The organism is Flavobacterium sp. 270 (genome assembly GCF_004368785.1).
Lineage (GTDB): Bacteria > Bacteroidota > Bacteroidia > Flavobacteriales > Flavobacteriaceae > Flavobacterium.
Map to the genome: position 1 here is coordinate 456,965 of NZ_SODM01000004.1, position 26,860 is coordinate 483,824.

General features: G+C 33.2%; 23 protein-coding genes. 17 read left to right on the top strand and 6 right to left on the bottom strand.

The features are described 5' to 3' along the window. Positions 1-145: 145 nt before the first annotated feature. Entirely contained in the window at positions 146-619 is a 474-nt protein-coding gene (locus EV144_RS16525; RefSeq protein WP_134150275.1) for a hypothetical protein, read from the bottom strand. 181 nt (positions 620-800) lie between these two features. Here EV144_RS16525 and EV144_RS16530 point away from each other — a divergent pair, with 181 nt between their 5' ends. Continuing rightward, a complete protein-coding gene (locus EV144_RS16530) occupies positions 801-1,526 on the top strand; it encodes a DUF4386 domain-containing protein (RefSeq protein ID WP_134150276.1) in 726 nt (241 codons plus the stop codon). Between the two features lie 2 nt (positions 1,527-1,528). On the opposite strand, the gene EV144_RS16535 is transcribed toward EV144_RS16530, so the two are convergent. Beyond that, entirely contained in the window at positions 1,529-2,221 is a 693-nt protein-coding gene (locus EV144_RS16535; RefSeq protein ID WP_134150277.1) for a LytR/AlgR family response regulator transcription factor, read from the bottom strand. Continuing rightward, positions 2,218-3,258, bottom strand: coding sequence for a sensor histidine kinase (locus tag EV144_RS16540; protein ID WP_134150278.1), 1,041 nt, complete (start codon positions 3,256-3,258; stop codon positions 2,218-2,220). The genes EV144_RS16535 and EV144_RS16540 overlap by 4 nt, the downstream gene beginning before the upstream one ends. Before the next feature lie 165 nt (positions 3,259-3,423). Between EV144_RS16540 and EV144_RS16545 the strand changes: the two genes are divergently transcribed. The 5 genes from EV144_RS16545 to EV144_RS16565 all read left to right on the top strand — a co-directional run bounded on the left by EV144_RS16545 (position 3,424) and on the right by EV144_RS16565 (position 11,524). Further along, complete coding sequence (locus tag EV144_RS16545) at positions 3,424-4,809, top strand: TolC family protein (RefSeq protein WP_134150279.1); 1,386 nt, start codon at positions 3,424-3,426, stop codon at positions 4,807-4,809. 9 nt (positions 4,810-4,818) lie between these two features. After that, positions 4,819-8,103, top strand: a complete 3,285-nt coding sequence (locus EV144_RS16550) for an efflux RND transporter permease subunit (protein ID WP_134150280.1) — start codon at positions 4,819-4,821, stop codon at positions 8,101-8,103. Beyond that, entirely contained in the window at positions 8,093-9,184 is a 1,092-nt protein-coding gene (locus tag EV144_RS16555; RefSeq protein WP_134150281.1) for an efflux RND transporter periplasmic adaptor subunit, read from the top strand. The genes EV144_RS16550 and EV144_RS16555 overlap by 11 nt, the downstream gene beginning before the upstream one ends. Before the next feature lie 282 nt (positions 9,185-9,466). Beyond that, positions 9,467-10,420 carry a hypothetical protein gene (locus EV144_RS16560; protein ID WP_134150282.1) on the top strand — a complete coding sequence of 318 codons (954 nt, stop codon included), beginning with the start codon at positions 9,467-9,469 and terminating at the stop codon, positions 10,418-10,420. A 42-nt stretch (positions 10,421-10,462) separates the two neighbouring features. Continuing rightward, positions 10,463-11,524 (top strand): DUF4238 domain-containing protein, encoded by a 1,062-nt coding sequence (locus EV144_RS16565; RefSeq protein ID WP_166670589.1) that lies wholly within the window; start codon positions 10,463-10,465, stop codon positions 11,522-11,524. A 93-nt stretch (positions 11,525-11,617) separates the two neighbouring features. Here the strand turns inward: EV144_RS16565 and EV144_RS16570 are convergent, their stop codons facing one another. After that, a complete protein-coding gene (locus EV144_RS16570) occupies positions 11,618-11,836 on the bottom strand; it encodes a hypothetical protein (protein WP_134150284.1) in 219 nt (72 codons plus the stop codon). 429 nt (positions 11,837-12,265) lie between these two features. Between EV144_RS16570 and EV144_RS16575 the strand changes: the two genes are divergently transcribed. Next, positions 12,266-12,583, top strand: coding sequence for a GIY-YIG nuclease family protein (locus tag EV144_RS16575; protein WP_134150285.1), 318 nt, complete (start codon positions 12,266-12,268; stop codon positions 12,581-12,583). Positions 12,584-12,757: 174 nt separating this feature from the next. Next, a complete protein-coding gene (locus tag EV144_RS16580) occupies positions 12,758-13,615 on the top strand; it encodes a hypothetical protein (RefSeq protein ID WP_134150286.1) in 858 nt (285 codons plus the stop codon). Between the two features lie 7 nt (positions 13,616-13,622). Here EV144_RS16580 and EV144_RS16585 read toward each other — a convergent pair whose 3' ends face one another. Then, positions 13,623-14,060 (bottom strand): cupin domain-containing protein, encoded by a 438-nt coding sequence (locus tag EV144_RS16585; protein ID WP_134150287.1) that lies wholly within the window; start codon positions 14,058-14,060, stop codon positions 13,623-13,625. Between the two features lie 127 nt (positions 14,061-14,187). On the opposite strand from EV144_RS16585, the gene EV144_RS16590 reads away from it, so the two are divergent. From EV144_RS16590 to EV144_RS16625, 8 genes are all read left to right on the top strand, one after another. Continuing rightward, on the top strand, positions 14,188-15,111 hold the full coding sequence (locus EV144_RS16590; protein WP_134150288.1) for an SMP-30/gluconolactonase/LRE family protein: 924 nt from the start codon (positions 14,188-14,190) through the stop codon (positions 15,109-15,111). 334 nt (positions 15,112-15,445) lie between these two features. Continuing rightward, positions 15,446-16,039 (top strand): TetR/AcrR family transcriptional regulator, encoded by a 594-nt coding sequence (locus tag EV144_RS16595; protein WP_134150289.1) that lies wholly within the window; start codon positions 15,446-15,448, stop codon positions 16,037-16,039. A 243-nt stretch (positions 16,040-16,282) separates the two neighbouring features. Continuing rightward, positions 16,283-17,497: an efflux RND transporter periplasmic adaptor subunit gene (locus EV144_RS16600; protein WP_134150290.1), complete on the top strand. Its 1,215-nt coding sequence runs from the start codon at positions 16,283-16,285 to the stop codon at positions 17,495-17,497. Positions 17,498-17,508: 11 nt separating this feature from the next. Continuing rightward, positions 17,509-20,679: an efflux RND transporter permease subunit gene (locus tag EV144_RS16605; RefSeq protein ID WP_134150291.1), complete on the top strand. Its 3,171-nt coding sequence runs from the start codon at positions 17,509-17,511 to the stop codon at positions 20,677-20,679. 127 nt (positions 20,680-20,806) lie between these two features. Next, positions 20,807-22,225: a TolC family protein gene (locus EV144_RS16610; RefSeq protein ID WP_134150292.1), complete on the top strand. Its 1,419-nt coding sequence runs from the start codon at positions 20,807-20,809 to the stop codon at positions 22,223-22,225. A 443-nt stretch (positions 22,226-22,668) separates the two neighbouring features. Next, positions 22,669-23,049 (top strand): DoxX family protein, encoded by a 381-nt coding sequence (locus EV144_RS16615; RefSeq protein WP_134150293.1) that lies wholly within the window; start codon positions 22,669-22,671, stop codon positions 23,047-23,049. Between the two features lie 10 nt (positions 23,050-23,059). After that, the gene (locus tag EV144_RS16620) at positions 23,060-23,269 is read left to right on the top strand and encodes a hypothetical protein (RefSeq protein WP_134150294.1); all 210 of its coding nucleotides are present in this window, start codon (positions 23,060-23,062) and stop codon (positions 23,267-23,269) included. Between the two features lie 82 nt (positions 23,270-23,351). Further along, the gene (locus EV144_RS16625; protein WP_134150295.1) at positions 23,352-23,819 is read left to right on the top strand and encodes a DUF1440 domain-containing protein; all 468 of its coding nucleotides are present in this window, start codon (positions 23,352-23,354) and stop codon (positions 23,817-23,819) included. Between the two features lie 83 nt (positions 23,820-23,902). On the opposite strand, the gene EV144_RS16630 is transcribed toward EV144_RS16625, so the two are convergent. Beyond that, entirely contained in the window at positions 23,903-24,064 is a 162-nt protein-coding gene (locus tag EV144_RS16630; protein WP_134150296.1) for a DUF1328 family protein, read from the bottom strand. Between the two features lie 366 nt (positions 24,065-24,430). On the opposite strand from EV144_RS16630, the gene EV144_RS16635 reads away from it, so the two are divergent. Beyond that, complete coding sequence (locus EV144_RS16635) at positions 24,431-26,704, top strand: glycosyltransferase (RefSeq protein WP_134150297.1); 2,274 nt, start codon at positions 24,431-24,433, stop codon at positions 26,702-26,704. Positions 26,705-26,860 lie beyond the last annotated feature (156 nt).

The following is a 26,860-nucleotide window of genomic DNA, read 5'->3' on the forward strand; positions in this document are numbered from 1 at the left end:
ATTCCAAATTCCAATAGGGAAGTAAATTCCAAAAATAAAATTCCAAATTCCAATAAAAACCCGACAGGTTAAAACCTGTCGGGTTTTTATTTCTAAACTCCATTCAAATTGGAATTTGGAATTTAAATATTGGAATTTAAAACTTTTAATCTTTCTGAATAATTACATCAAAACCTCCATTTTGGTCAAATTGTACATCGTAAAATTTTGAGTCTTTTTCTATACCTACTTCATAAGTTGTTTTGTTTTTATAATCTACTACAACGGCAATTTCGCGAATGGCGTTTGGTAAGTAATTTTTCTTTAAATACGTTTGTGCTCTCTGCGGTAATTTATTTAGCGGAATCTGAAGTTCGTACGCTTTTAAATTTCCTAAATCATCATAAATCGCGAGCGCTTTTGTTGTCGCATTTACGTTATATCTTGCTTCGTACCTAATTTCATCATTATCATCGCCAACATATTCTAAAGCCCAAACCGGCACTTTTCCCGGATATTCTTTTTCAAAAGCATACTTTACCTTTTCTGGAGGTGTTACCACTTTTTTCATATTCGTTCCTTCTTGGGCGAATAAAAAACTGCTGCATAAAAAAGCAAAAAGAAAGTATCCATTTTTCATAATTTCATCTTTAAAATTAAACTCAGATTGACGTATTAAAATTACTACTTTTTAGCAAAGAAAAATAGAATATTTAATCATTTTTAACTTCAAAATTGACACTTCTATTATAAAATTTAAAATTGAAGTAACAATAGTAAAAGTCATTCGTCTTACTTTTAACTAAACCAAAAATCTAAATATGAAATTCAACCAAAACAACTTCGAAAATTCCCCTCAGAAATATGCCCGTATAGCAGGAATACTCTACCTTATCATTATACTTGCAGGTGTATTTGGAGAACTTTTTGTGCGAAACAAACTTATTAATTATGGAGATGCAGAAGCGACCGCAAACAACATTATTCATTCTGAATTTTTATGGCGTTTTGGTATTTCTGCCGATTTAATTATGCACATTTGCGACCTTCCGGTTATGATTATTTTGTATTATCTTCTAAGACCTGTGAGCAAAAAACTGGCTTTATTAAATTTGTCTTTTAATTTGATACAAACTGCAGTTTTAGTCCTTAATAAATTAAATCTTCTGGTTGCTTTATTCTTTTTGGGAGATTCAGATTATCTAAAATCTTTTACTCCGGAACAACTTCATACTTTATCTTATATGTTTATAAAAGTACATGATTTTGGTTTCGGGATTGGCTTGATCTTTTTCGGATTTGTCTGCCTTATTGAAGGTTATTTAATCTTCAAATCCAATTATATTCCGAAGGTATTTGGAATCATGATGGCAATTGCCGGATTATGTTATCTAACCAATACTTTTGCTTTGCTTCTTAAACCGGAACTTTCTAGTATTGCCTTGTTGATGCCATGTTTTATTGCCGAATTATCGTTTAGTTTATGGCTGGTTTTTAAAGGTGTAAAAATTACTGCCTGGAAAACAGTTGTTGGCGAAAAAATATAAGACTATTTTTTTAATCGATCTAAAAGCTCCCTTCTGTAAGTAATTCCAATTGGGAGTTTTTCATTTTTAATGGTCACAAAATCTTTTTCTGTACTTTCAATTTTATCTAAAGCGACAATATAAGATTTATGAATTCTGATAAAATTTTCTGGAAGGCATTTTTCTAATTCTGTAGTAGTTATAGACGCCAGATAGGTTCTTTTTGTAGTATGTAATTTCACATAATTACCAAAACTTTGGGCGTACAAAAGCTGGTCTAATTCGATATCAACAAAATAGCCGTCAATTTTTACACTTATAGAATTAACGATTACTTCTTCTTTATGCAATGCGTTTTCTGTCGAAAAAAAGCGATCTATGGCTTTTAGAAATCTCGGAAAATAAATGGGTTTTAGCAAATAATCAATTACGCCGTAATCGTAGCTTTCTAGAGCAAATTCAGAATAAGCTGTTGTTAAAATTGTTTTAGGATGTGTTGGGAGAATCTTTAAAAGTTCCATACCCGTAATCTCAGGCATATTAATATCTAAAAACATTAAATCAACTGGATTATCACGAAGATAATTCATCGCTTCAATTCCGTTATAACCTTGAAAAACCAATTCTAATTGCGGATTTTGTTTAATATAATTGGCCAGCACATAATGCGCTGCCGGCTCATCATCTACAATTATACATTTTTTTGGTTCTTTCATTCTCTAAACTTTTTAAGCTGCAATTTTAGATCTACAATGTAGGTGTTTTTATTGTTTTGAATGTCTAATTTATAATCTTTTCCGTAAAGTAAATTCAAACGTTCGATGGTGTTTTTTAAACCGATTTTAGTCGAAACAACATCTGTTTTTTTCTCCGGAATTGAATTGACAACGTGCAGATGAAGTAATCCATTTTCGACGGTAACAATTATTCGAACAAAACATTTTTCAATTGCACAAGTTCCATGTTTAAAGGCATTTTCAATAAAAGCAATCAATAACATTGGCGAAACTTTATAAGCGTTTTCGTTGTCAATTTTGCAATCATAAGTAATCTCGCAGCGGTAACCAACACGTTCTTTTTCCAGTTGCACGTAACTGTTTATAAATTCTAATTCTTCTTCAAGCGTTACGCATTTTTTATTGTTGCTTTCGAGTTGGTAACGCATTAACTGCGAAACTTTCATAATCAAATCGGGCGTTCTGTCCGGAAATTCTAAACTAATTCCATAAAGTGTATTAAAGGTATTGAATAAAAAATGCGGATTCAATTGTCCTTTTAAGGAATTCAACTGCATTTCATTAAACAATAAAGTTTCGTTGGTTTGCTTTCTGTGAATTCTATAGAATTTAAAAACAATAATCGGACTTAAAATACAAACCAAAGTTCCTAATACACTCGCCAGCTGATAAACATAACTTCTTTGATGTGAGTTCTGATACAATCTGCAATTGCTGAACATATCGAGCGTAGTAAGTTCATACAAAAGAACCGAAAAGACGAAAACCCCAAACAATGTCAAAATTATATAGCTTACAGGTTTTCTGGTTTTGAAAAGTATAGGCAGCAGAAAAAAACGATTGAATTGGGCATGCATGTATAATACGCAATAGAAAAATATCCCCATTAATATAGAAATAAAAGAGCTAAAGAGCATCCAGTCATTCTTTAGGGTATATATGGTAAAAGAAAAGATAACAACAGCAACTTCTTGCCACCACTTGTTATCTAATATGTTATCAGTTTTTATGTTCATTCTTAATACTTAAATAGTTTACAAAGTACGAACAAAAATTTAATTATTTTTTCCAATAAATGACCAATTCAATTGGTCATTTATTAGTAGCGTACATCATTTAAGATGATAAAAATCAGGCGAAGTAAAATAATTTTGTTTCATCATTTCATACTTTGAGTTAATATGTATTTCAAAAAAATTACTTTACTATTTTTCTTGATTTGTGCCTCAAGTGGTTTTTCACAAACTCTGTCTTTAAAAGAAGCTATAACAACAGGACTTGAAAACTACGGTTCAATCAGAGCAAAAAGCAATTACAGCAGTGCATCAAAAGAGACTCTAAAACAATCTCGCCGTGATTATTTACCTAATCTAAATTTGTCTGCACAACAAGATTACGGAACCATAAACGGGCAAAATGGTGCTCTTTATGGATTTAATGGTTTAGGAACTGCTTCTTCCGGACCTACGTTACCAGACCAAAACTGGAATTCTGCTTTTGGGGCTTTGTATCTGGTCAACATGAACTGGGATTTTTTCACTTTCGGAAAAACAAAGGAGAAAATTAATTTGGCTAAAATTGATGTTCAGACAAAGGAAAGAGATTTAAATCAGGAAAAATTTCAACAAGAAATTAAAATTTCTGCTGCTTATCTTAATTTGCTGGCGAGTCAAAGATTGTTGATTTCACAGCAAAAAAATCTTTATCGTGCCGAAGTTTTCAAAAAGACAGCTGCTGCAAGAGTGAAAAACGGATTATTGGCCGGAGTAGACTCTACGCTTGCAACTGCTGAAGTTTCTAAAGCTAAAATTGCTTTAAACCTTGCTAAGAATTTCGTAAAAGAACAAAATAACAAATTGGTTGATTTGATGGGCGTTGCGCCTCAGGATTTTGTTGCTGATACGCTTTTTGTAACTCAGATTCCGAAAGAATTATTGGTTTCAGAAAAAACTACAGACAGCCTTCATCCGCTTTTACAATTATATAAAACCCGAATTGATTACAGCAATCAGCAGGCTAAACTTTATAAAAGATTTTATTATCCAACGATGACCGCTTTTGGTGTTTTGCAAACGCGTGCTTCTGGTTTTGAATCTAATTATGGTACAGATCAAACTGCTTTTTCCAGAAATTACTGGGATGGCGTAAATCCGGATCGTTCTAATTATTTAGTCGGAATCGGAATCAGCTGGAACCTGACAACTCCTTTTAGAGTAAGTAAACAAGTCAGCGCACAGAAATACGTTTCGCAGGCTTTGCAGGAAGAATACAATCAAGCCGACAGGGAGCTAAAATCTCAGTTGAGTTTTGCTGATGATAAAATAAAAATCACACTTGATAATTATGCCGAAGCGCCAATTCAGGTTGATGCTGCAAAAAGAGCTTACATTCAAAAATCGACTTTATACAAAAATGGCTTAACGGATCTAACCGATTTAACGCAAACCATTTATACTTTAAATCGTGCCGAAATAGATCGAGATATTGTCAATAATAATGTGTGGCAGTCTTACTTATTGAAAGTTGCCGCTAAAGGAAATTTTGACTTATTTATAAATGAATTTTAATTATAGATCATGAATTTAATACGTTTTGCACTCCGCAAACCCATTTCTATATTAGTATTGGTTGCTGGTTTATTTTTCTTCGGAATTGGTGCCATAAAAGACATCAAGGTAGATATTCTGCCTAAGATGAATCTGCCGGTAATTTATATCGCGCATCCGTTTGGAGGTTATACACCAGACCAAATGGAGGCTTATTTTGCTAAAAACTATGTGAATATTTTGCCTTTCTCAAACGGTATAAAATCGGTTGAAACCAAAAATATTCAGGGGTTAATGATTATGAAATTAACCTATTATGAAGGAACCAACATGGCGCAGGCTGCTGCCGAATTGAGTGCGCTTTCGAACAGGATTCAGGCGGCTTTTCCTCCGGGAACACAGCCTCCGTTTATCATTCGTTTTGATGCTTCTTCATTGCCAATTGGGCAGTTGGTTTTAAGTTCTAAAATCAGATCAAACAACGAATTACAGGATTTAGCCAACGTTTATGTGCGTGCTTCCTTTACCTCTATTCCCGGTTTATTATCTCCGGCACCTTTCGGCGGAAGCCCAAGAACAATTGAGGTAAACGTCGATCCGGATTTATTGCGTTCGCACAATATGACGCCCGATCAAATTGTTGAAGCGATTCGTGTAAATAATCAAACGGCTCCTTCTGGAAACGTGAGAATGGGCGACAAAAATTATATCACGCCAACCAATAATACAATTAAAGAAGTTAAAGATTTTGAGCAGATTCCGTTATTCAAAGGCGGTGTTCAGAACTTAAAATTAGGTGATGTTGCGACTGTAAAAGACGGTGCCGATATTACGGCAGGTTATGCCTTGGTAAACGGAAAACGTTCGGTTTATATTAGTATTGCAAAAGCGGGAGACGCTTCGACTTGGGATGTGGTTCAGAAATTAAAATCAGAATTGCCTAAAATTCAGAGTACACTTCCAGAAGATGTAAAATTATCTTATGAATTTGACCAGTCGGTTTATGTAATCAACTCGGTAAAAAGTTTGATTACTGAAGGAATTATCGGAGCGGTTTTAACCGGTTTAATGGTATTGCTTTTCCTTGGCGACCGTCGCGCTGCTTTGATTGTAATTATGACAATTCCGATTTCGGTAATTTCGGGGGTTTTATTCCTTAAATTATTCGGACAAACCATCAACTTAATGTCTTTAAGTGGATTGGCACTTGCAATTGGTATTTTGGTGGATGAAAGTACGGTTACGATAGAAAATATTCACCAGCATCTCGACATGGGAAAACCCAAAGCGCTCGCGATTTGGGATGCCTGTCAGGAAATTGCTTTGCCTAAATTATTGATCTTACTTTGTATCCTTGCTGTATTTGCTCCGGCATTTACAATGGTTGGTATTCCGGGAGCGTTGTTTTTACCTTTGGCTTTAGCAATTGGATTCTCAATGGTAATTTCGTTCTTACTTTCTCAGACTTTCGTGCCTGTTATGGCCAATTGGATGATGAAAGCGCACCCGAAACATGCACACGAACCAAGCATTACTGATGATGAAGCCGAATTTAATCAGTGCGGTTTAACGCCGGAATCTGAAAAAGATTTGATTTCTCAGAAAAAAGTAATGGTTGAAAGAGACGATACCAATAGTGATGGAAAAATCGGTGCTTTTGAGCGTTTCAGAATCCGATTTATGAGAACTTTAGATCGTTTGTTTGTACACAAAAAAATAACAAGTATTGTTTATTTAGTTTCTGCAACTGTTTTGGCTATTATTTTTATTTCTTTTATTGGAAAAGATGTTTTCCCGAAAGTAAATTCAAGCCAGTTTCAATTAAGAATTCGCGCTGTTGACGGAACACGTCTGGAACGTACGGAAGAACAAGCCGTTATTGTTTTGAAAGAATTAGAAAAAATGGTAGGAAAAGAACATATCGGAATTACTTCTGTTTATGTTGGTCAGCACCCTTCTTTATTCTCTATCAACCCGATTTATTTGTTTATGGCGGGTTCTCACGAAGCTGTTTTTCAGGTAAGTTTAAAAGATTACCATGTTGATATGGATGATTTTAAAGACGATTTTAGAGATCGAATCCATAAATTACTTCCAAATACAAAGCTTTCTTTTGAGCCAATTGAGTTAACCGATAAAGTTTTGAGTCAAGGTTCTCCTACTCCAATTGAAGTTCGAATTGCAGGAAAAGACAAAAAAAGAAATGAATTGTATGCCAATCAAATTGTTGAGAAATTAAAAGCGATTTCGTATTTCAGAGACGTGCAAATTGGTCAGCCAATACATTATCCGGCAATGAATATTGATATTGACAGAACCCGCGCCGCAGAATTAGGCGTAGATATGAATGATATTTCGAGATCGTTAATCGCATCGACTTCATCTTCAAGATATACAGAAAAAAATACGTGGGTAGATGAAAGAGCTGGATTATCATACAACGTTCAGGTTCAGGTACCTTTAAACAAAATGAAAAGCAAAACAGATATTGGAGAAATTCCGGTATTAAAGAACTCGCTTCGTCCTGTTTTGAGTGATGTTGCCAAAATTACACCTACTTATGTAAGTGGTGAAAATGACAATTTAGGGGCTATGCCATACATTACTGTTACAGCCAACATTAGCCAAACCGATTTAGGAACGGCATCAAAAGATGTAGCTGCAACAATTAAATCATTAGGAGAATTACCTAGGGGGTTATTCATCAACCCAATTGGTTTAAGTACCGTATTGAGCGAAACATTAAGCAGTTTACAAGTCGGATTATTGGTTGCCATTTTTGTAATCTTCTTAATGTTAGCCGCTAATTTCCAGTCGTTCAAAGTTTCGTTGGTAATTTTAACAACAGTTCCTGCGGTAGTTTTAGGCTCTTTATTGATGCTGACGATTACAGGTTCTACGCTAAACTTACAATCGTATATGGGAATCATTATGTCGGTTGGGGTTTCTATTGCCAACGCCGTTCTTTTGGTTACCAACGCAGAACAATTAAGGAAGAAAAACGGAAATGCATTAGAATCTGCGCGTGAAGCTGCTGCGTTGCGTCTTCGTCCGATCATTATGACTTCTGTTGCGATGATTGCAGGAATGTTACCAATGGCAATTGGTCATGGCGAAGGAGGCGATCAGGTTTCTCCGTTAGGTAGAGCCGTTATTGGCGGGTTATTATTCTCGACCTTTGCAGTATTGCTTATCTTGCCTCAAATATTTGCGTGGGCACAAGAAAAAACATCGACACAATCTGTTTCTTTAGATCCGGAAGACGAAGAAAGCATCCATTATATCTCATCATTAAAATCAGGAAATGAAAAATAATAGTATAAAATCAATCGCATTATTATTCACCGCTTTAATAGCATTAAGCAGCTGTGAATCAAAGAAAAAAGAAGAAGCTCCGGCAGCAGAACTGCAGCCAAAAGTAGAAACCTTTCTTCTTACCAAAGAAAAACTAACAACAGAATTGCGTTTACCAGCCGAATTAACTGGTTTTCAACAAGTAGACTTATACGCAAAAGTAAGCAGTTTTGTAAAAGTTTTAAAAGTAGATATTGGTTCTGAAGTAAAAAAAGGACAGCTTTTAATTGTTTTAGAAGCGCCAGAAATCAGCTCGCAATTGGCTGCAGCCGAATCGAGATTAAAATCGATGGAAGCTATTTACGCTACCAGCAAAAGTACCTACAACCGTTTGTATGAAACAAGCAAAGTTGAAGGAACGATTTCTAAAAACGACTTGGAAATGGCAAGCGGAAAGAAAAATTCTGATTACGCACAATACCAAGCAGCAGTTGCCGCACACAAAGAAGTTTCGATTATGAGAGGTTATCTTGAAATCCGTGCTCCTTTTGATGGTGTTGTAGCAGCAAGAAATGTCAATTTAGGAACATTTGTAGGCCCGGCAGGAAAAGGTTCTGATTTGCCTTTATTGACGATTCAGCAACAGAATAAACTGCGCTTAGCGGTTTCTATTCCAGAGTTGTACACAGGATATTTACACAACGGCGACGAAATGAGTTTTAATGTAAAATCTTTACCGGAAACTTTTAAAGCAACAATTCAGAGAATGTCTGGCGCTTTAGATTTAAAACTGCGTTCTGAGCGTGTAGAAATGGACGTACACAACACAAAAGGAAATCTTTTACCTGGAATGGTAGCCGAAGTTCTTTTACCGCTTAACGCTAAAGACAGCACATTTGTAATTCCAAAATCGGCATTGATAAGTTCTGCAGAAGGACTTTTTGTAACCCGAGTTATCAATCATAAAGCACAAAGAGTTGAAGTAAAAAGAGGAAGAGAAATCGACGATAAAATTGAAATTTTCGGAGATCTTAACCCTAACGATAAACTGGTAAAAATTGCCAGTGAAGAGACTAAAGAAGGAGATATTATAAACGAATAACCTGCGTTTAGCCTTCTATAGTAGATTACCAAAAACTGTACGCATTCTTTATGAATGCAAATCTAAAAAAATTTGCCTAAGGACAGCTCTCTATTTGGAGGGCTGTTTTTTTTATTAAACAAGTAAAAATACGCAGTTATTTAGACTTGTAAATTGGTATTTTTGACAGAATATATATTACTGAAACAATTTGTAAAATAGTTGAAAGTATATTTAAATCACAACCGAAAATTTTCTTGCAAAAATTTCTTTTCATTAATAAAATCAACCTAATTATTTTTTATGTACATAATCGAAAGTTTAAAAGAACTAATAAAAGTAGAAATTGATTTTCTAGAATCAATTAAACAAAAAGAGGAATCATATCTATTGTTTAATAATAATGAAATCTTCCATCTTAGTGTTAATATAATTGAGAGAATAAAATTAACTCAACAAGATATCCTAAAGGATGATTATACGTTAATAAAGCTTTACGCTTCGTTAAGATATATTCTAGAAACTTTAATTCAAACAGAATTATTACTTATCGAGCCTGATTATACTTTTAAATTATTTTATTCGATCTATAATCACCAGCTAGATAAAACAAAAAAATTAATTCAACGAATTGAAAAAGAGATTTTGATAATGGATAAATATGAAGCAGAAGACAAAAAAATAACTGATAATTCTATTAAAACTATTAAGCAAGCTGATAATGAATTAGCAATGAAAAAACATTCTGATGATAGGGTAAATTTAGATGACCAAGCTGATTTAGAATACACAATGTTTTGTGGTAATTTTAAGTGGTTGGGATACGGACTAACAAAATCGCATTTAGAAAAAATTGTTTTACCAGAGTACAAAAAAAGATTACAATTATTTGAGAAAGCTCAAAAAGAAATTGCAAAAAAGTTAATTAAAGAAAATCATATTTCTAAACTTTTTGATTTTAGAAATCAATATTCAAGAGTTTTTGGAGAATTAAAAGAGAAACGATCATGGCAAAAAAAAGCAACTGTTGTTGGTTTGGAAGATGAATATGATCTTATATATGATTTATCAAGTGCAATTTTACATTCAACTTCATATAGCTATGGAACAAATGTTAATACAACAGAAAATGAAATAGAAATGGTTCTAAGTTTATGTTTTAAATATTCAAAAAAAATAATGATTAATATAGATAAATATAGTAATATGGCGTTTTATCAAAAAATTATTACAGTTAATATAACTAATGAAGAATAACTATGATTTTGTTGATCAAATTCCAATTAAATTATGGTTAAAATGAAAACAAACAAAAAGAACCAACATTATATTCCAAAATTTTACTTACGTAATTTTTCTTATAATCAAAATAAAAATGAAATAGGAATATTCAACATCTTTAATAATGTCTTTGTACAAAGAGCCAAATTAAGACATCAAGGTTCTAAAAACTTCTTTTATGGTATTGATGGAAAAATAGAAGATGCCTTAGCAAACATAGAAGGAAATTTAGCAGACCTAATTAAAAATATAATTTCTGATCAAACACTTCCTAAAAAATTTTCTGTTGAACATATAGAATTATTAACTTTTGTTGCTATAACTGATGCTAGAAATCCTGTCAGAATTGATACAATGAAAAATCATTATTTACAAATGGAAAAAACACTTAAAGAACTTGATCCAAATGTTAATATGAATAATTTCTTACCTAATTTAACACATGAAGAGCATATAAAGCTTTCTCTTTCTAACACAAATACTATAACTGAACATATAATTGACTTAGACTTTAAGCTCTTAGTTAATAAAACTTCTAATACATTTCTTACTTCTGATTTTCCAATTGTTAAGTACAATCAATTCCTTGAATTAAAAAAATGGAAACATTCAAAAAGTGGTTATTCCCTTGTTGGCTTAAAAATATTCATTCCTCTAAGTCCAACTCTAACTGTTGTATTTTTTGACTCTGCAATTTATAAAGTGGGAAATAAAAAAGATAAAATAATAGAACTTTCGAAAAAAGAAGATATTGATCAATTAAATATTTTACAATACATAAATTGTTTTAGTACTATTTTTTTTAATGAGAGAATTAATAACGATTATATAAATTATCTCAAAAAAAAATCTGAAAAATATTCTCGAGCAAACGATCCAAGACTAGAACTAAGTTATATAGTGGAAGAAAATGATGACGTCAATAAGGTTCTAGCTGGCAAACAAAACTTGATGATTTTTAATACAACAGATTGTGAAACTAATTTAAACTTAAGTTTTTTAAAAATTCATTCAAACGGAAAACATTATAAACTAGATTCTAGATTTACACAAGTTCGAAAGCCTTATAAAAAGTATTAGTAAATTTAACTTAAAATACATTCAAAAAAATATAAAATTAAAAAACCTCGATCTTAAAAATCGAGGTTTTTCATTTCTAAGTAATCAAAGAATCTACTCCTTATCCAAATAAGGATTCAAAATCTCCGCCAACTCATTCAACCAATAATAATTACTTTCTAAGTTGGTTATTGCTTCATCTTTTAGAAGTCCTAAAGCCAGAGTATAATTTACCTGTCTTATTAATTTAGCCATATCTTCTATGTCTATTCTCTGGGTAAAGAAATCATTTAGTTTTGTTTCGGTTTCTTTTGTGAAAGTGTTTGTGCTCATAATTCTGTAATTTAGGAATATAAAAACCCGCGCAGCTAAGGTGTCCTACACTTACAGAAGTGTTGCAGTTGTTTCCAATACCGCCACCATACCACACGGGCAAAAGTTTTTCTAGTTTCATGATTCTGTAATTTTAGGAATCACAAATTTAGAAAAATATTTAAAAAGAAAGAATTTTCTTTCAATTAAAATTATTTATGAGAATATACTATCAAATGTATTAAATCGTAATCAAAAATAATACATTCAGTAACGTAGCTTTTAAAAGTACAGTTTGTCATTTCGACTGAAAGGAGAAATCACACGCGTATATCGACATAGATTGGCGATTTACTTTGTAGAGTTTCTAGTGTGATTTCTCCTTTCAGTCGAAATAACAAAAAGTGGGAATTAATTTTAATTAGCGTAAATTCGTACAAAAAAAATAATATGCTAAACCCGCAACTTGGCTTTCATAGTTATTATGTTTATATTATAACTTGCGAACATCGTACTTCTTTTTACATTGGTGTTACCAATAATTTAAAACAAAGATTGACAAAACATAAAGAAAACATAAATCTAAATGCCAATACTTTTGCTTCAAAATATAATATCCAATTTTTAGTTTACTATGAAAAATTTACTTGGATACAGGAGGCAATTGCAAGAGAAAAAGAATTGAAGAAATGGCGAAGAGATAAAAAAATGGAGTTAATTAGAGGTTTTAATTCAACTTTTGAATTTCTTAATTCTAATTTTGAATGATAAATTAGTGATTTACTTTGTAGAATTTCTAGTGTGATTTCTCCTTTCAGTCGAAATGACAAACTTGGTGGAATATTATGAGAATAGTTTTATTTACAAAAAAAGTAATTAAATCATCAAAACAAACGCAACCATTTTAAAATAAATTCATCTATATAATAAAATCGATGCGAAATGAGAAAAATTTTAACTTTAAGTATTATTGCATTATTGTTTTTTGGCTGTTCTTCAGAGAATGCTCAGGAGCCAGAAGTGCTGCCAGTTCTTGAAAATTCGTCAAAAACAAATTTGGCGATTGGAATCAAAAAAGATGCAGATTTAAGTTTAGTGTTTAAAACTTTGAACGAATTGCATTTTGATATTCGGCAAATGAATGGTTTTCTTTACAAATCAGATACTCCAGAAAGTGATGTTGCTAGTTTGAGGAATCTATTAAATGAAAAACCTTATATAAAAACGAGTGGTTGGAGTGCCACGACTTCTAGTGTATTTTATTATCAGCCAGAAAATAAAACTTATATCATAAATAGCTTTTTTGATATGAATGTTACGAATCAAACTGATCTTCTTAATTTAATTTCGTCATTAAAGCTAAAAGACGGATTAAATGAAAATAAAAACATCTATTTAAGCATTCCCGAAGGAACAGAAACGCATTGGAAAAGTCAAATGATGGCTTTTTCATTTGTAAAATGGACCGAAACATTCGATCAGGTTTGTATATCGTATGAAAATGCTCCGATAGTTTCTGCAAAAATTCCTGTTAGTGGCAATGTAAATCAAATAATTCCAATTGATATCAGTTTCTTCGTTAGAAATGGCTGTGGTGGTTTTGGTTCTATTACCGAAATTAATTCAGGAAATACAAAAACGATAACTGTAAAAGCCAAATATGAAGGATGTTTGTGTACGCAAAGCACTGCAAATCTTAATACAACTTATAATTTTAGTACCACAACAACCGGAACTCACACTATAAAATTTTTACAGCCAGACGGAAGTTTTCTAACGTACTCTATTAATATCCAATAAAAACATTTTACCTCAAATCCTTTTTAATAACCAAATATTTTAAATCGGTATTTCCGGCATTACTGATTCCATGTTCTGCATTTGGCGGACAATATAAGCTTGTATTTGGACCAACAACAACTGTTTTTCCGTCTAAGAAAAAAGAAGCGGAACCTTCTAAAATATAGAAAAATTCTTCTTCGGGATGATGATGTAGCGCGTGCGTAGATTTTCCAGGTTCTACAATGCTCATTTTTAATGTGTTTTCCTGAGTGAAGTTTTTATCGCCAAACCAATATTGGTAACCTGCTTTGGTTTTGGTTGCTTTTTCTAAATCGAAATGATTTACACAGTTTTCTATTGTGTATTTTGTTGCTGCCGTTTCTTTTTTTACTTCTTGAGAAAATGCAATTTGCTGGAAGAATACAATTGCAATTGTGGTTTTTAGAGTAGTTAGTGGTTTCATTTTTTTTTATTGTAATATTACAAAAAGATGCTTTTGATAAATTAAGATTAAAATAAAATTTTGCAGAATATCACAAATAAAACTACTTTTAAGAACGCTTCAAAAGCAACTTTTAAATCTTTTTATTATGAACCCATTCCAACTTAAAGTAAAATCACACCTTTTATTGGTTATTACTTTAACTTTTACAAATTTTATATACTCTCAGACATCAAAAGAAAAAAATCATCCTTTAATAGCAAAAGACGCAGTTCTCACAAAACTATCAGATCAATTCAGCTTTACAGAAGGACCTGCTGCGGATAAGAAAGGAAATATTTATTTTACGGATCAGCCTAATAATAGAATCATGAAATGGTCGATTAATGGTGAACTTTCTGTTTTTATGGAAAATGCAGGAAGAGCTAACGGCTTGTACTTTGATCACACAGGTAACCTTTTGGCTTGCGCCGATGAAAAAAATGAAATTTGGAAAATAGACAAAAACAAAAATTATACTATATTAATAAACAACTTCGAAGGAAAAAGGCTGAATGGTCCCAATGATCTTTGGGTTGATCCAAAAGGCGGTATCTATTTTACAGACCCATTTTATAAAAGGGATTACTGGATACATACTTCCAAAGAAATAGACAAAGAATGTGTTTACTATTTATCTCCCGATAAATCTAAAATTATCAACGTTGCGAATGATCTTGTAAAACCTAATGGCATTATTGGAACTGCGGATGGAAAAATAGTATACGTAGCTGATATAGGAGCCAATAAAACGTACTCTTATACAATCGAAAGTAATGGCTCTTTAGGCAAAAAAAGTCTTTTTACTGAATCAGGTTCAGACGGAATGACAATAGACGAGTCCGGGAACATTTACTTATGCGGAAAAGGAGTTACCATATTCAATCCAAAAGGAGAAAAAATAGCCCATATTGATGTTCCTGAACCATGGACAGCCAATATTTGTTTTGGAGGAAAAAAATTTAAAACATTATTTATTACAGCCAGTAAAAGTGTTTATACATTAGAAATGAACGTTCGAGGAATGAAATAATCAATAAATCATAGCTCTTAATACTGTTGTTATTTTTAACACTTGCTAAAATTTTGATTGAAATTTTATTCGTCAATCAGAAATTAGACTTTTTTCAGAATTAAAAACTTCAAAATCATCTTTAATTTGATTCAAATTTGAGTTGAATTTGAGTTGAATTTTACTTAAAATGAAATTTTATAAAAACACAAAACCTTCCTGAACACCTTATTTCACTACTATTTCATTATTGTCTATGATTCAATAAGAAAATATTATGATAAAATTATAGCGTAATCCGAAAAACCGCCATACATTTGCCTAACGGTGTTAAACAATTTAATACTTAATCAAAATGGCAAGTAAAGATCGTATTTTAAGACAAAAAGAAGAGACAAGAAATAATATTCTTGATGCTGCTTACGCAATCGTTAAGGACGAAGGCTGGCAAGGTCTTAGTATGCGAAAGATTGCCGATAAGATTGAATATACTGCTCCTATTATCTATGAATACTTTTCTAACAAAGATGCAATTTTAAGGGAGTTAACCGGTAAAGGCTTTGTCAAATTAGGAAAAGAGCTTGAAGAAGCAAGAGATAAATTTGAAAAACCAGAAGAACAAATAGAAGCCATGTGGATGGCCTATTGGGATTTTGCCTTTACAGATACCGAAATGTATCAGGTAATGTTTGGCGTTCAGATGAATTGTTGTACAGAACAATGTGATGCTGCAAAAACACCTTATAAATTATTTACCGCAGTTATTGCTGCAATTATGAAAAACAGCAATCCTGATGAAGAAGTTATTAAACAAAAATATTTTACCTTCTTTTCTGTCATTCACGGTTTGATCGCGATCAACATCATCAACCAAAGTGACATAATGGAAACCATCAACAATCAAATCCTGAAAGATGCGATTGGTGGTATAATAAAATCAATACAATAAAAAAATTTCATTATTACTTAACAGTGGTAAATGATTTAATATAGTAATTTAGCGCTTTTTTTTACTACTTTACTTAACAGTGATAAATTATTTAATTAACGTAATTTGGTAACCTTTTTTTACTAATTACTTAACACTGATAAATAATTTAATACCCATTAAAAAACACAATTGAAACGCATTATTATAGAATTCTGCATCAATTTACTTAACACCGTTAGAAAATTTAATACGCTTTAATAGATGAATACCAAGAATACCATAAGTAAGATTTTAAAACAAGAGAATGTCCAACAAATTAAAACCAATAGTAAAATGAAAAATGTAATTATAACCAGTTTTATTCTAGCACTTGTTCTAAGCAGTTGTGCAGATAAATCGCAAGCTCCGGCAGCTGCTCCTGCTCCAGTGCTTCCTGTTTTGGCGATCCAAAACTCTGAGGCTGTAACAGATGCAGAATATCCTGCAGCTATACAAGGAACTGTAGATGTAGAAATTCGACCACAAGTAAGTGGAAACTTAGATAGAGTTTTGGTAGACGAAGGTGCTTATGTATCAAAAGGCCAGTCTTTATTTAAAATAAACGAACGTCCTTTCCGCGAGCAGTTAAACAATGCTTTGGCAAGTCTTCACGCTTACGAAGCTGCTTTAATCAACGCTCAGTTAGAAGTTGATAAATTGACTCCACTAGTACAAAACAAAGTAGTTTCTGATTATCAGTTAAAAACCGCTAAAGCTTCTCAAAAAATTGCTGCTGCAAATATCGAACAAGCAAAAGCAATGGTAGCATCGGCAAAAATTAATTTAGGATATACTAATGTTACTGCTCCAGTAAGCGGTTACATCGGAAGATTGCCTAAAAAACAAGGAAGTTTGGTTTCTGCTTCAGATGTTGAAGCTTTAACAACTTTATCTGATGTTCACGAAGTTTTTGCTTATTTCTCATTAGGAGAAACTGATTTTATCAAATTTAAAACACAATACGCAGGAAACTCAATTGGCGATAAAATCAAAAAACTTCCTCCGGTAACTTTAGTTTTAGCAGATAACAACGCTTATCCTCAAACCGGAAAAATTGATATGGTTGACGGTCAGTTTGATAAAAACACCGGAGCTATAACTTTAAGAGCAACTTTCCCAAATGCAAACGGAACACTTCGTTCTGGAAACACAGGAAAAATCCGCCTTGGTTTACAACATGCAGATGCTATTTTAGTACCACAGTCGGCTACTATAGAAATGCAGGATAAAGTATTTGTTTTCACTGTAGGTAAAGACAATAAAGTAACAAAAATGCCAATTACCGTAATCGGAAAAGCAGGAACAAATTACCTGATTAAAGACGGTGTACAAGCTGGCGATCAAATCGTATTAAGCGGTATTGATAAACTTCAGGAAGGTCAGGTAATTCAACCTGAGAAATCTTCTAAAGTTGCACAAATAACTAATCAAAAATAATTTTTACGAAAATGTTCAAAATATTTATACAAAGACCAGTACTAGCAACCGTAATCTCCATCTTGTTGGTGATTCTGGGTGTACTTGGACTTACGAAATTACCTTTACAACAGTTTCCTGATATTGCGCCACCATCGGTTTTGGTAACGGCGGTATATCCTGGAGCAAATGCTGAAACCGTTTTACGTTCTGTTGCACCTTCATTAGAAGAATCTATAAATGGTGTTGAGAACATGACTTATATGAGTTCTACTGCGAGTAATGATGGTACTCTTGCAATTACTGTTTTCTTCAAATTAGGAACAGATGCTGACCAGGCTGCAGTAAACGTACAAAACAGAGTTGCGCAAGCTACAAGTCAATTGCCTGCAGAGGTTGTACAACAAGGTGTTATTACGGCAAAACAACAAAACAGTTTTATCATGGCTATCGGTTTATATACTGATGATGAAGCTAAATACGACCAGACTTTTGTTGCCAATTATGCACAAATTAATATTATCCCAGAGATTAAACGTATTCCGGGTGTAGGTTCTGCCGCTATTTTTGGTGGTACAAAAGATTACTCTATGCGTGTTTGGTTAAACCCAACACAAATGGCAACTTATAATGTTACGCCAAGCGAAGTTATGGGCGCGATTCAGGACAAAAGTTTGGAAGCGGCTCCGGGTAAATTTGGTGAAAGAAGTAAAGAAGTTTTTGAATATGTAATTAAATATAAAGGAAAGCTTACTAAACCAGAAGATTATCAAAACATTGCAATTCGTTCTAATGCAGATGGTTCTGTTCTTCGTGTAAAAGATGTAGCAAGAGTAGAACTTGGTGCTTATTCTTATAACAGTTTAACACGTCTTAATGGTAAAAAAGGAGTTGTAATTGGTATTATTCAGCTTGCTGGATCAAACTCTAATGATATTCAGATTGCGATTAATAAATTGATGGTAAAAGCTTCTAAAGATTTTCCAAAAGGCATTAAACACAACATATTTTATAGTACAAAAGTATCTCTGGATCAATCTATTGAACAGGTAGAACACACTTTATTAGAAGCTTTTATTCTGGTATTTATTGTGGTGTTCGTCTTCCTTCAGGATTTTAGATCGACATTAATCCCGGCGATTGCTGTTCCCGTGGCAATTTTAGGAACGTTCTTCTTCATGCAGTTATTTGGTTTTTCGATCAACTTGCTAACACTTTTCGCTTTGATCTTAGCGATTGGTATTGTGGTCGATGATGCGATTGTGGTCGTCGAGGCCGTACACGCAAAAATGGAGCACAAACATTTGTCTCCAAAAATAGCAACGCACGAAGCAATGCACGAAATTACGGGTGCTATTATCTCGATTACGCTGGTAATGGCTGCTGTATTCCTGCCGGTAGGTTTTATGGAAGGCTCAACAGGAGTTTTCTATCGACAATTTGCCTTTACGATGGCAATTGCAATTGTAATTTCGGCTGTAAATGCCTTGACTTTAAGTCCAGCTCTTGCTGCATTATTCTTAAAAGATAATCACGGAGGACACGCAAATGAGAATGAAACTTATGTTAAAAAAGGATTTAAAGAAAAATTCTTTACCGCTTTTAACAGTAGTTTCGAATCATTAACAAACCGTTACGTTGGCGGACTTAAATTCTTAATTCGCAGAAAATGGTTAAGTTTAGGAGGTTTAGCTTTAGTAGTTGTAGCAACTGTAATCATGGTAAAAACAACTCCTGCAGGATTTATACCTACTGAAGATCAAGGTTTTATCGCAATTGCTGTAAACACACCATCTGGAACTTCGCTTGACGGAACTCAAAAAGTAATGACCGAAGCAGAAAACACTTTAAGAGGTTTAAATTCTTCAAGATTCGTAACTGCAATTTCAGGTTTCAACTTATTGACCAACTCTACAAGTCCATCATCTGCTGTAGTTTTCGTATTGCTTAAACCAAACGAAGAACGTGGAGACATTAAAAATATTGATGAAATTATGAATGAAGTCCGCGGTAAACTAGGCGCGATTTCAGGAGGAAGTTTCTTCGTATTTAGTTTCCCAACCGTGCCTGGATTTAGTAATGTTGAAGCATTAGATTTAGTATTACAAGATAAAACTGGAGGTAAACTGGATAAATTCAGTGGAATTTCTCAACAGTTTATCGGAGAATTAATGAAACGTCCGGAAATCGCTGTAGCATTTACAAGTTTCAAAGCCGATTATCCACAATTACAATTGGATATCAACGACGAAAAAGCAGATCAGTTAGGCGTAAAAGTAAAAGACATTCTGCAAACCATGCAGGCGTATTTTGGTAGCGCACAGGCTTCTGACTTTAACCGATTTGGTAAATATTACAGAGTGGTTGTTCAGGCAGATATTGCCGACAGAGCAGATCCATCAGCCATAGACCGTGTGTTTGTAAAAAACAAAAATGGCGAAATGGTGCCGATAAATACTTTAGTAAAACTAAGCCGTATTTATGGTTCTGAAACCGCTTCGAGATACAATTTATTTAATTCAATTTCGATTAATGCAATTCCAAAACCAGGATTTAGTTCTGGAGACGCGATTAAAGCGATTGAAGAAGTAGCAGCACAACAATTGCCTGCAGGATATAGTTATGAATTTTCAGGACAAACCCGCGAGGAGATTTCTTCTGGAGGCCAATCGACAACAATTTTCTTATTGTGTTTGATATTCATCTATTTCTTACTTGCTGCACAGTATGAAAGTTACATTCTGCCTTTGGCCGTAATCTTATCAATACCTGCAGGTATATTTGGAGTTTTCGTAGCAATTGGATTAACTGGAATCGAAAACAACATTTATGTACAAGTTGCCTTAGTCATGCTGATAGGACTTCTCGCGAAAAACGCCATCTTGATTGTCGAGTTTGCCGTACAAAAACGAAAATCAGGTCAGGCATTAGTCAGAGCTTCTATAGATGCTGCAAAATTACGTCTAAGACCAATTATCATGACATCTCTAGCATTTATTGTTGGTTTAATTCCGATGATGAGCGCAACAGGGCCATCAGCACAAGGAAATCACTCGATTAGTATCGGAGCCGCTGGAGGTATGATTTCCGGAGTAATTCTAGGTTTGTTTATCATTCCGGTATTATTCATCATATTCCAGCATTTACAAGAAAGAGTTACTGGAAAACCAGTAGCCGTAATTCATAACGAAGAAAAAGAATAATGGAAAACTATATAACGACCGTGCTTGTAGCAGTAATTGCTGGCATCGGCTACATATCCTACAGAATTTCAAGAGATCTTGAAAGCAGAAAAGACAACTGTACAGAAATTTAATGTCAAAAATTAAAATGAAAAATTATATAACCAAAATCGTGATGGCCGCCATTCTCATCACCACTATAATATCCTGTAAGGTTTCTAAGGATATTGAAACACCTAAAGATGCACTTCCTGAAAATTTCAGGAATGCATCGGTTTCAAGTGACACAACAAGTATTGGCGATGTAGAGTGGAAAAATTTCTTTACAGAACAAGATATCATCAAATTGATTGACAGTGCTGTTACCAGAAATAATGATTTACAGATTGCACAAAAAAACATCGAGATTGCACAATACAGATTTACACAATCTAAATGGGGAAATGTTCCTCAGGTTAATTTATTTGTAAATGCAAGTACAAGCAATCCGTCTGACAATAGTTTTACAGGATTAAACTTAAACCAGGCCATTGGTGCAAAACATATCGACGATTATTCTGCCGGAGCTTCACTTTCTTGGGAAGCGGATATCTGGGGAAAAATCAGAAATCAGAAAAAAGGCGCTTTTGCAAGTTACCTTCAATCTGAAGAAGTAAAAAAAGCATTGCAAACTACTATTGTGGCAAATGTTTCTAAAGGTTATTACAATCTTTTGATGCTTGATGCTCAATTGGAAATTGCTAAGAAAAATGTGCAATTGAATGACAGTACAACCAACATCATTAAATTAAAATATGATGCAGGACAAGTTACTTCATTAGCCATTCAACAATCGGAAGCACAAAGATTAACAGCATCACAATTGATTCCGTTATTAGAGCAAAATATTGCGATTCAGGAAAATGCTTTGAGTGTTTTAACAGGATCATTTCCTAGTGCAAAAGAAAGAAATACACTTTTAACTAGTATTGCAATTAAAAACAATACAGCTATCGGGATTCCGTCTTCATTAGTAAGCAGAAGACCAGATGTAAAAAGTGCTGAATTGGCATTGAAAGCAGCAAATGCAAATGTTGGAATTACTAAAGCGGATTTATATCCAACACTTAGAATTACAGCTCAAGGTGGTTTAAACTCTTTTGAAACAAGCAATTGGTTCAACATTCCGGCTTCTTTATTCGGAACTGTTGCCGGAGGTTTGACGCAGCCTTTGTTGAATAACAAAAGAGTGAGAACACAATATAATATCGCTGTCGCGGAAAGAGAAAAAGCGGTTTTAAGCTTTAGACAACAAGTTTTGGTTGCGGTAAGCGAAGTGGCTGATGCGATGGTAAAAGTTGAAAAATTAGAGAAACAACAAACTTTCCTTCAAGAGCGTGTAAAAACTTTACAAACAGCTATTAAAAATGCCAATCTTTTATTTAAAAATGGTATGGCTGAATATCTTGAAGTAATTACTGCACAGTCTAATTTACTTCAAAGCGAACTTGAACTTGCGGATATAAAAAGACAACAACTTTCTGCCAACACCGATCTATATCGCGCGTTGGGCGGCGGTTGGAAATAATACCCTGTTACCCGTTACGTTAATTATTTATTTTTTGAGATGACGCTGTAAGACTTCGGTTTTGCAGCGTTTTTTTTGTTTTGGCACGAAGTTTTTAATCTTTTCTGTGGCAAAAAAACTTTGCGCCTTTGCGTCTTTGCGAGATTATTTGCACGCAGATTTTGCAGATTAAGGAGATTTTCACCGATTTTTTTTTGTCCTCCTGAGCGTAGTCGAAGGACACGCACAGTAACCGCAGTGCATGGATATACCATGACCCTTCTCCCGAAGCCTCGGGACTGCTCAGGAGGACAGCCGTAGAAAAATCTAAAATCTAAGATCTACATTCTAAAATCTAAAATGTCTGAAATGACCCTAAAATAGTCGTAATAGCTATTTCATTAAAAGAATAACATTACTAGATTTGTAATATATTAACTAATAACCTTTTAAACAAAACCCAAATGAAAACAACCAAAATTATTTTCTGGATTACAACTATTCTTATTTTTTTATTTGAAGGCGTTATGCCGGCACTAACTTCACAAAGCGAAATGGCAAAAGAAGGCATCAGACATTTAGGTTATCCTGAATATTTTGGAAATGCTTTGGTCGTTTTTAAAATTCTGGGAGTTTTGGCGTTGATAATTCCACAAGTTCCTAAACGCGTAAAAGAATGGGCGTATGCAGGTTTTGCTTTCGATTTTATATTTGCCTCGATTAGTCATTTTGCGGTTGACGGAATCGGTATGCAAGGGTTTTTCCCTTTAATCGTTTTTGCGGTACTAATCGCTTCTTATGTTTCTTATCATAAACTAGAGCGATTTAAAAACATTGCTCTCTAAATCATTTTTTATGATTGAAGTTTTTAAAACAAATGTTCAGGAAGTAGACCAGTCTAATCTTATAATTGGGAAACTTCTTGAACATTTCCCAAACAGCCTTATCAACTTCGATTTAGAAGATTGTGATAAAATCCTGCGTATTCATGGCGTTTCTATTTGCAATCAAAAAATTATTGACATTCTAAATGCACACGGCTATTTATGTGAAGCTTTGTTATAAGCAAAACATAACCACTTGACTTTTAAAGTTTTAATTTAAAATCGTACTTTTGGTATAACCTTTACAATTAAAACTAACCATCATGAAATCTAAAGCTAAAACCATTGTATCTGCCGGATTTACCGCCGGAACACTAGATCTTACTGCTGCAATTTTAGTTTACGCTTTTATATTGCAGAAAACCACTACAATCAAACTTTTACAGTCCATTGCAAGCGGCATTTTTAAAAAAGAAGCTTATACTGGAGGAATAGAAATGGCGCTTTACGGTGTACTTTTACACTTTTTAATAGCCTTTACTTTTGCGTGGTTCTATTTTAAACTCTACCCTTACAGTTCATTTTTCCATATTAATCCGTTTTTATCCGGACTCACTTATGGCATTTTTGTATGGTGCATTATGAACCTGATTGTACTGCCAATTGCTTTTCCTAATTTACCAGAAAAGAAACTTGATTTTCAGTTACTGCTATCAATTCTAATCATAATTTTCTGCATCGGAATGCCAATTGCTTTTATAACTCGAAAATATTATACAAAAAGGTATTAATTAATAGATTCTAAGGTTCAAGGGGCTAAGCTACTAAGCTCTTAGAACCTTAGGAGCTTAGTAGCTTAGAACCTTAAAAAAAGCTATACTTTCGTTCTCCCACTAATTAGTGAAATTATAAATAACACTAAAAATATAAAGAATAAAACTTTTGCAATACTTGCTGCTCCGGCAGCGATACCACCGAAACCAAAAATTCCGGCTATAATAGCAAGAACGATAAAAATGACTGTATAACGTAACATAATATTTAGTTTTTAAGTTCGTAATAAGACTATTCAAATAAGTCTGTTTTGTTTGTATTTCAAAGTTCATTTAATCTTACAAAACAACTTAACTCAAAACATTATTTTTTTTATCTCAATAAACTATATATCAAAATATTACGCGTTTTCACAATTCTGGTTTATAGTTATAGAATTCCCATAAAAAAGCTTTAGAGTTAATTTTTTAGTGGATTGGATTAATTGTCGCTTTATCTATAGGGTAATTTTGAAGTATTAAAATTTGAAACATCTGTAAAACCAATGACTTGCAAAGATACATATGAGAAAATTTTAAAAAACATTTGAACCTGAAGACTTATTATAAGAACTAAAAAAAGAATCCCAATGAAAACGATATCAAATAAATCAAAAATAGTTTTTCTATCTACCTTTCCTCCTACCCAATGCGGCATTGCAACTTATACTCAAGATACCATTAAAGGAATTGTTGATGTTTATGGTAAATCACTTACTTGCGAAATCTGCGAACTGGTCAAAGAACCACAAGCAAATCCTTCACAAGCTTTTACATTAAATACAACAAACAGAGACGAATATACAAAGGTTGCCGAAGAAATCAACAAAGACAAAGCGGTAAAACTTGTTCATATTCAGCATGAGTTTGGTTTGTTTGGAGGAAATTATGGCGACTATCTTTTAGATTTTTTAAATGTCATTAAAAAACCCGTAACCTTTACTTTTCACAGCGTAATTCCAAATCCAAATGACGAATTAAAAACGGTTGTAAAATTATTAATGAGTTACAGTAACTCTGCTTTTGTAATGACACAAAAATCAAAAGAAATTTTGATGCGTGATTATGATATCGACGAAAAAGCGATTACTTATGTACCTCACGGAACGCATATTGTGGTGTATGAAACTCCTGCCAAAGCCAAAGAAAAATTTAATATTCAGGACAGACTTGTATTGGCCACTTTTGGACTTTTGGGCGAAGGTAAAAATATCGAAACCGGATTGCAGGCGCTTCCAAAAATTATAGAGAAAGCTCCAAATGCGCTTTATCTCATTATCGGAAAAACACATCCAAACTTAATTATTGACGGTGTAGATACGTATCGTGAAAAGTTAGAAGCAATTGTCGAAGATTTAAATTTAAAAGATAATGTTCGTTTTATAAACCAATATCTGGAAACCAATGAACTTTTAGAATATCTAAAAGCAACAGACGTTTATTTGTTTACATCAAAAGACCCAAATCAGGCTGTAAGCGGCACATTTGCTTATGCTATGAGTTGTGCTTGTCCTATTGTAGCATCAAAAATTCCGCATACCAGAGAAGTATTAACTTCAGATTCTGGAATATTAGTAGATATAGGAGATGTAGATCAATTTGCAGAAGCAACAATAAAATTACTTTCTGATGAAAATCTAAGACAAGAAATGGGAATTCAGGCTTTTACAAAAATGCGCGCCTCTTCTTGGGAAAACGCGGGTATTGCACACGTAAATGCTTATAAAAAACTAATTGAAAATCCATCAGATATAAAATACAGCTATCCATCTATTCAGATGAGACATATTAAAAAAATGACAACCGATTTGGGAATCATTCAATTTAGTAAAATCTCAATTCCAGATTTAGACTCTGGTTATACCTTAGATGATAATGCACGTGCATTAGTGGCTTTCTGTATGCATTATAAATTAACAAAAGACAAAGATGATCTTCCTTATATCTTAATCTATTTAGATTTTATACAACGCTGCCAAAAACCAAAAGGCGATTTTATAAACTACGTAGATCAGGAAAATAGAGAACATATCGAACAAAATGCCGAAGTAAATCTTGAAGATTCTAATGCAAGAGCACTTTGGGCTTTAGGAACTGTTGTTTCCCATAAAGACATCCTTCCGGAAGCCATTATCAAAAAAGCAACAAAATGCTTTTTAAATGCTTTAAAATGGGCAGAAAACATTCAGTCACCGCGTTCTATCGGTTTTGCAACAAAAGGATTATACCTGTATCATTCTGCAGTTCCAAATTTATACGTAGCAGCAATTATCAATAAACTAAATGCGAAATTACTGGCAAATTACGAAGATAATGCTTCTGAAGACTGGAAATGGTTTGAAGGCTATATGACTTACGCCAACGGTATTTTACCCGAATCGATGTTGTATGCATATTTAATTACCAACAAACCTATCTACAAAAAAGTAGCTTTAGACTCGCTTGACTTTTTAATGTCGAAAATGTTTATCGACAAAAACTTCAGGGTTATTTCTAATAACGGCTGGTACCACAAAAATACAGAACCACATGCGTACGGAGAACAACCAATAGACGTTTCGTACACCATTCAGACCTTAAATGCATTTTACAATGCGTTTGATATTCCGGAATACAAAAACAAAATGAAAACCGCTTTTAACTGGTTTTTAGGTAAAAACCACCTAAACCAGATTATGTACAATCCGGTAAGCGGCGGCGGTTACGACGGACTTGAAAAAGAAAACGTAAACTTAAATCAAGGTGCAGAATCTACTGTTTGTTATTTAACAGCACGATTATTAATGGAAAACTTTAAACTGTCTGAAGTAAAAGTAATTCCGCTAATGAAATCGCAAGACGATAATGTAGCTATAAATTTGTAAATAGCGAATAAAATTCTACTAACTAAATATTACTATAATTGCTAAAAAATCCCTTTGTACAGAAGGGATTTTTTTTTGTTTTAATAAAAAATTCAGCAACGTTACTTTATTGTTTTTATTGTAATTCGATGAAAATTATATAAACTTCAAAAAAAG